The organism is Pseudomonas sp. (assembly GCF_049590575.1).
GTDB lineage: Bacteria > Pseudomonadota > Gammaproteobacteria > Pseudomonadales > Pseudomonadaceae > Aquipseudomonas.
The window spans coordinates 1-5,335 of record NZ_JBAWDE010000165.1 but is presented as its reverse complement, the minus strand read 5'-3'; the positions used below and the strand labels follow the sequence as shown (position 1 = coordinate 5,335).

Sequence of the window (5,335 nt, the reverse complement as noted above, 5' to 3'; positions counted from 1 at the left end):
CGCGGCGTCACCACGCCCATCAGGCTCTTGAGCGTGGTGCTCTTGCCGGCGCCATTCGCGCCGAGCAAGGCGACGACGGCGCCCTTGGGCACGCTCAGCGACACCCCGGCCACCGCGAGGATCGCGCCGTCGTAGATCACTTCAATATCGTTGACCGTCAGCAACGACGGGCTGGCGGAGTCGGTGGCGGGCTGGCTCATGGCTTATTCGTCCCCGGTGCAGGTGCGCGGCGTCAGGCCTTTTTCCTTGGCGAACGCGGCGGATTTTTCATCGATCAGCGGGCGCAGCAAGGCACGGTCGGCGGCGATCCAGTCGCTGATCAGCGCCCAGTTGGCGCCGTCCCACTGCTGCACCCGCGCCGAGCCGCCGCCTTCGTGGTCGCGGCACGACAGCTTGAGGTTCTGCATCAGGCCCAGGTAGCCCATGTCCTTCAAGCGCGCGTCATCGATATTCAAGTGCTCCAGGCCCCAGCGGCCTTCTTCGCCGTTGAGCGGGCGCTTGCCGAACTTGGCCTGGCCGGTGCGGATCGCTTCCACCGCCACGGCGGCGTTCACCAGCCCGGAGTTGTAGTAGACGCTGCCGAAGTTTTTCAGGTCCTTGAGGTCGCTGTGGCCCTTGTCGAGGACGTATTGCTTGAGGCGTTTGTGGATCTCGAAATCGCTGCCGGCCGGGTATGGCGTGAGCGCCAGGTAACCCTTGGCGGCAGCGCCGGCGGGCAATACGTCTTCGCTGGAACTGGCCCAGATATCGCCGATGATATGGTCCACCGGGAAGCCGAAGCGCGCGGCGGTCTTGACCGCCACCGGGGTGGAAACCCCCCAGGTGCGCAGGAATACCCAGTCCGGGTTGGCCTGGCGGATCTGGCGCCATTGCGCCGATTGCTCGTTGCCGGGGTCGGCGACCGGAATCTGGATATTTTCAAAACCGTATTTCTCGGCCAGCAGTTTCAGCGGGCCGAGGGTTTCGCGCCCATAGGCCGAGTCGTGGTAGACCGTGGCGATCTTCTTGCCCTTGAGTTTGTCGAACCCGCCCTCGCGCTGGGCAATGTAGTTCACCAGGGTTGAAGCCTCGCTGTAGAAGGTCAGCATCACCGGGAAGTTGTACGGGAACACCGTGCCGTCGGTGGCCTCGGTGCGGCCGTAACCCAGGGTGATCAGCGGGATCTTGTCGACTTCCGCGCGCTCGCTCAGGGCATACGCGGCGGGCGCACCGTTGGGCTGGTAGACCGCGACCGGCGCGCCATCCAGGCCATTTTTGAAGCGCTCGTAGCACTCGATGCCCTTCTCCGCCGTCCATTCGGTCTCGCATTCCTGCCAGACCAATTTGACCCCGTTGATGCCGCCTTCGACCTCGTTGATATAGCGCAGGTAGTCGATCATCCCGGCCCACACCTGCACACCGCTGGAGGCATAGGCGCCGACGCGGTAGGTGGCCAACGGGATGAATTGCTGGTCGGGCGAGGCCATCGCCTGGGGCACAGCACCGGCCAGGGCGGCCAGCGCGAAGGCGGCGCCGACCAGGGAACGTTTCACGGATGCACGCATGGGAATTCTCATAATGGGGTTAGAAACGCAGCGGCCACTGCCGCAGACGGTCACGCAGGTTGTGCAACAGGCGAATCAAACCCTCGGGTTCCTTGATCAGGAACACGATGATCAACACGCCAAAGATGATTTTCTGCAGGTTCTGCAACTGCCCCGCATCCACCGAACCGCCGAACAGCGCCTGCCCGGCATGGCTGAGGACGATCGGCAGCAAACTGATAAACGCCGCGCCGACGAAGTTGCCGGCGATGCTGCCCATGCCACCGATAATGATGATGAACAGGATCTGGAACGAGCGGTTGATATCGAAGCTGCTGGCGCTGGCCGTGCCCAGGTAGGCAAAGGCCCACAGCGCGCCGGCAATGCCCAGGTAGAACGAGCTGACCGCAAAGGCCAGGCGCTTGTAGCGCACCACCGGGATGCCGACCACGGCGGCGGCGGTGTCCATGTCGCGGATCGCCATCCAGTTGCGGCCGACCTGGCTGCGCACCAGGTTGATGGCAGTCCAGGTCAGCAGCAGCACGGTGACCAGGGTCAGCAGGTAACGGCCCAGCGGTGTGTTGAGGTCATGCCCGAACAGCGCGAGCTTGGGCGCTGAGATCGTGCCGGACGAACCGTAGTTGTAGAACCAGGGGAACTTGACGAACACCCACTCCAGGAAAAACTGCGCCGCGAGGGTGGTGACCATCAGGTAGAAACCCTTGATCCGCGAGCTGGGCAAACCGAACAGCAGCCCCACCAGCGCGCTGAGAATGCCGCCACCGAGCAGCGCCACCGGCAAGCCCAGCTCGGGCAGGCGCAATAGAAAACCGTAGGTGGCGAACGCGCCCACGGCCATGAAGCCGGCGGCGCCGACCGAGGTTTGCCCGGTGTAGCCGGTGAGCACGTTCAGGCCCAGCCCGGCCAGCGACAGCACCAGGAACGGAATCAGGATTGCATTCAGCCAATAGTCATTGCCCCACAGCGGCACCACCACAAAGGCCAGCGCCAGCAGGCCGATCAGGCCCCAGGGCACGCGCCGCTGAATCAGCAACAACGGCGCGGTTTCTTGAGCAACGGGTATCGACATGGTTTCAGACTCGCTCGATGGCGCGCTCGCCGAACAAACCGGCGGGGCGGATATACAGGAAGGCCAACGCCAATACATAGGCAAACCACGGGGTGATGCCGCCGCCGATCAGCGGGCCGATATACACCTCGGCCAGGTTCTCCGCCGCACCGACGATCAGCCCGCCGACAATCGCCCCGCCAATCGAGGTAAAGCCGCCGATGATCAACACCGGCAAGGCCTTGAGCACCACCAGCGACAGCGAAAACTGCACCCCTTGGCGCGCGCCCCACAGCAGCCCGGCCACCAGCCCGACGATGCCGGCCACCGCCCAGACGATCTGCCAGATACGGTTGAGGTTGATGCCGATCGACAGCGCCGCCGTGGTGTCATCCGCCACGGCGCGCAGCGACACGCCAATGCGCGTCTTGTTGAACAGCAGCGCCAGCACCGTCACCAGCACCACGGCTACCGCCGCAGCGATCAGGTCGAACTGGCTGAGCATCAGCGGCCCGACAAACAGCGGCACGTCGTCGATGCCCAGGTCCAGCGCGCGCACCTGCGAGCCCATCAAGCCCTGGGCCAGGCCTTCGATGATGAACGACAGGCCGAGAGTGGCCATGAACAGGGTGATCTGCGAACGGTTCACCAGCGGCCGCAGCACCAGGCGCTCGATGAGCAAGGCGCCGACGATCATCACGATCACCGTCAGCAGCAACGCCAGGGCAAACGGCACGCCCTGATCGTGCAGGCTCACAAAGGTCAGCGCGGCGAACAGCAGCATCGAGCCCTGGGCAAAATTGAACACGCCGCTGGCCTTGTAGATCAGCACGAAGCCGATCGCGACCAGCGAGTACATGGTGCCGGCGAGCAGGCCGCCGAGCAGGGTTTCAAAGAAGAAGGTCATCCGTGTGCGACTCCCAGGTAGGCCGCGATCACCTCGGGGTTGGCCTGCACCTCGGCCGGTGTGCCGTCACCGACCTTGCGCCCGTAGTCGAGCACCACCACATGGTCGGACAGGCCCATCACCACACCCATGTCGTGCTCGATCAACACCACGGTGGTGCCGAGGTCGCGGTTCACATCGGCGACGAAGCGCGCCATCTCGTGTTTTTCTTCGGCGTTCATCCCGGCCATGGGTTCGTCCAGCAGCAACAGGGTGGGCCCGGCGATCAGGGCGCGGCCCAGTTCCACTCGCTTCTGCAAGCCGTAGGACAGGTTGCCCACCAGCACGTCACGGTGGGCCTGCAGTTCGAGGAATTCGAGGATGGCCTGGGCACGCAGGCGGAACGCCTCGGCCTCGCGCCGCGCACGCGGCAGGCCCAGCGCCTGTTCGATAAAGCCTGTGCGCATGTGCCGCGACAGGCCGGTGAGGATGTTGTCGAGCACGCTCATCTTCTTGAACAACGCGTTGTTCTGGAACGTACGCCCAATGCCACGGCGCGCAGCGCCCAAAGGGTCGATACGGTGGAAGTGCTGCGCCTCGAAGACGATCTCGCCGGCATCGAAGCGGTACACGCCGTTGAGCACATTGAGCAACGAGCTTTTGCCGGCGCCGTTGGGGCCGATCAGCGCGCAGATCTCGCCGCGCTGCACCTCAAAGGACAAGGCATTGATCGCCTTGACCCCTTTGAATGACAGCGAGATATCCCGCACTTGGAGAATGGCCTGGCTCATGCGATGTCCCGTTTGAATTCAGCCAGCCACGCCGGGTCGCCGCCGGTTTTGCGCGTGCTCGGCGGCTGCCAGATAGACGCCAGGCGCTGAAAGCCCAGCAGGTGGCGCACGCGGTTTTTCAGTAACCGGCGCAGGCCGCTTTGCGGATGCGCGATGGCCCAGTCGCACAGGCGTCGGCGCCAGGTGCCGTGGGGCGCCAGGCGGCTTTCGATAGCGTCGGCCACATGCTGCAGGCGTTCTGGCGACAGCAGCAGACCGGTGGGCGCCACCTCACTGCGATCGCGCTGCGCCGAGGCCAGGCTTTCCGGAAACGCCAGGCCGTGGCCGCTGTTCAGCCATTGCTCGAGCACCACGGCCAGGCCGCCCTGCCACTGGGTGCCCTCCTCGCTCCACAACAGGGTTTCGCCGCTCGGCCGCCACCAGCGCTGCAACTGCTGCGCGGGCTCCGTAGGGCCGAGTAGCAGGGCAAAATCCAATGGGTTGGCGGACTGCCAATGCCGCGCCTGCTGCCGGCCTTGCACATAGGAATGGCTGGGGCGGATGCGCCATAACTGCTGTTGCAACGCCTCGGTTTCCAGGCCATCGGCGAGGGTCAGCACCTGCCCGCCGACTGTTTGCGCAGCCAGGGCCAGCAGCAACAGGTTGGGCTCGAATGCCCCACTCAGGGCCAGCCGCGACGTCTGTGCAAAGCCCTGTTGGCGCAAACCGTCGGCCAAGCGCTCGACATCGCGCAACACGTCGATCCAGCGCCAGGCATACCACTGGCCCTGGCGTTTGTGGCGCAACGCGGTGTGCAGCGGGGTGATCTGCGCCCAGTGGCGCAACTGGTCCAGCGCCTTGGGCAGGTTGCCGAGCAACTCGGCGGGCCATTCCACGGCCAGTGGACGTTTGAGTTCGTGCACGCTCATAGGGGTGATGCTCCTATTGGATTGGTAAGCGTGCGGTGGTCCGCTGGCTGAAATAGATCAAACACTGAAGATCAAAATGTGGGAGCGGGCTTGCTCGCGAAAACGGTGTTTCAGTCGACATCACTGTTGGATGTCAGTCCGCATTCGCGAGCAAGCCC

6 protein-coding genes are annotated in these 5,335 nt (G+C 64.5%); all 6 read right to left on the bottom strand.

Going from position 1 to position 5,335, the window contains the following annotated elements:
- The coding region (locus WBR57_RS11950) for an ATP-binding cassette domain-containing protein (protein ID WP_424084003.1) at window positions 1-200 on the bottom strand (200 nt) is incomplete at its 3' end.
- Between the two features lie 3 nt (window positions 201-203).
- A complete protein-coding gene (locus WBR57_RS11945) occupies window positions 204-1,544 on the bottom strand; it encodes an ABC transporter substrate-binding protein (RefSeq protein WP_424084002.1) in 1,341 nt (446 codons plus the stop codon).
- Between the two features lie 19 nt (window positions 1,545-1,563).
- Window positions 1,564-2,613, bottom strand: a complete 1,050-nt coding sequence (locus WBR57_RS11940; RefSeq protein ID WP_424084001.1) for a branched-chain amino acid ABC transporter permease — start codon at window positions 2,611-2,613, stop codon at window positions 1,564-1,566.
- A gap of 4 nt (window positions 2,614-2,617) precedes the next feature.
- Window positions 2,618-3,499: a branched-chain amino acid ABC transporter permease gene (locus tag WBR57_RS11935; protein WP_304630976.1), complete on the bottom strand. Its 882-nt coding sequence runs from the start codon at window positions 3,497-3,499 to the stop codon at window positions 2,618-2,620.
- Complete coding sequence (locus WBR57_RS11930) at window positions 3,496-4,269, bottom strand: ABC transporter ATP-binding protein (RefSeq protein ID WP_424084000.1); 774 nt, start codon at window positions 4,267-4,269, stop codon at window positions 3,496-3,498. Before WBR57_RS11930 ends, WBR57_RS11935 begins: the two co-directional genes overlap by 4 nt.
- Window positions 4,266-5,177 carry an AMP-binding protein gene (locus WBR57_RS11925; protein ID WP_424083999.1) on the bottom strand — a complete coding sequence of 304 codons (912 nt, stop codon included), beginning with the start codon at window positions 5,175-5,177 and terminating at the stop codon, window positions 4,266-4,268. The genes WBR57_RS11930 and WBR57_RS11925 overlap by 4 nt, the downstream gene beginning before the upstream one ends.
- Window positions 5,178-5,335 lie beyond the last annotated feature (158 nt).